This is a genomic window from Bradyrhizobium genomosp. III, from assembly GCF_000261705.1.
Lineage (GTDB): Bacteria > Pseudomonadota > Alphaproteobacteria > Rhizobiales > Xanthobacteraceae > Bradyrhizobium > Bradyrhizobium ottawaense.
In genome coordinates this window covers 1-1365 of sequence record NZ_AJQF01000083.1, presented here as the reverse complement: position 1 = coordinate 1365, position 1365 = coordinate 1, and the positions used below count along the sequence as shown (strand labels likewise).

General features: G+C 65.5%; 1 protein-coding gene. It reads right to left on the bottom strand.

Going from position 1 to position 1365, the window contains the following annotated elements:
* On the bottom strand, window positions 1-1215 hold a 1215-nt coding region (locus tag IC66_RS0108285; RefSeq protein ID WP_038947335.1), incomplete at its 3' end, for a DNA polymerase III subunit gamma/tau.
* Window positions 1216-1365: the final 150 nt, after the last annotated feature.

Sequence of the window (1365 nt, the reverse complement as noted above, 5' to 3'; positions counted from 1 at the left end):
CGAGCCGCCGCCGTTCTGCTCCAGCATCCTGATCGCTTCGTCCGGCGTCGGCAGGTCGGCGACATAGGCGATGCGCACCAGCACCATCTCGGCGGCCGCAGCCGGGCGCGTCGCGGCCTGCACCTCGGCAATGCCCTTGAGCAGCATCTGCCACATCCGCGACAGCACGCGCATCGAGATCTTTGAGGCGAAATCCTTCGCACGCACGCGCTCAGTCTCACCATAGGCGACGTTGTCGGCAGTCGCCGGCACGATCTTCACGCGGGTGACGAAATTGACGAACTCGGCAAGGTCCGAAAGCACGACGATGGGATCGGCGCCGACATCATACTGGTCGCGGAACTCCTTGAACGCGGCGGCGATGTCGCCGCGCGCCAGCGAATCGAAGAGGTCGATGACGCGGGTGCGGTCGGCGAGCCCCAGCATCTGCCTGACGGCATCGGCCTTCACGGCGCCTGCCGCATGCGCGATCGCCTGGTCGAGCAGCGACAGCGAATCACGCACCGAGCCTTCGGCAGCGCGTGCGATGATGCCGAGCGCCTCCGGCTCGATCTCGACGTTTTCCTTGGCGGCGATATTGGCGAGGTGCTTCATCAGCACGTCCGCCTCGACGCGGCGCAGGTCAAAGCGCTGGCAGCGCGACAGCACGGTGACCGGAACCTTGCGGATCTCGGTCGTCGCGAACACGAACTTGGCGTGCTCCGGCGGTTCCTCCAGCGTCTTTAGGAAGGCGTTGAACGCCGCCGTCGACAGCATGTGGACTTCGTCGATGATGTAGACCTTGTAGCGCGCGCTGGCCGGCGCGTAGCGCACGCTGTCATTGATCTGGCGGACGTCGTCAACGCCTGTGTGCGAGGCCGCGTCCATCTCCAGCACGTCCATGTGCCGGCTTTCCATGATCGCCTGGCAATGCACGCCCAGGGTCGGCATGTGGATGGTCGGACCCTTTACCGAACCATCAGGCATCTCGTAGTTGAGTGCACGGGCCAGAATGCGCGCGGTGGTGGTCTTGCCGACGCCGCGGACGCCGGTGAGGATCCAGGCCTGCGGAATGCGCCCGGTCTCGAACGCATTGGAGACGGTGCGGACCACCGCTTCCTGGCCGATCAGATCGTCGAAACTGGAGGGACGGTATTTGCGCGCCAGCACCCGGTACGGCGCATTGCCGGCCTGGCCGGCGCTGTCGGGGTTGGAAGGGGCGCCAGCGTCGGTCATCGGTCGATCCGCAATGAAATGTCTCTTGGCCGGCTTTTGCGGAAAGGAGCGCGCTGGCGGCTGATGCCGCCGGCGCTGGTTCGCTCGAAAAACAGGTAGGAGACTGACGAGCGACCCGATCCGGACCTCGTTAGGGCTGCTTCCTTCCGG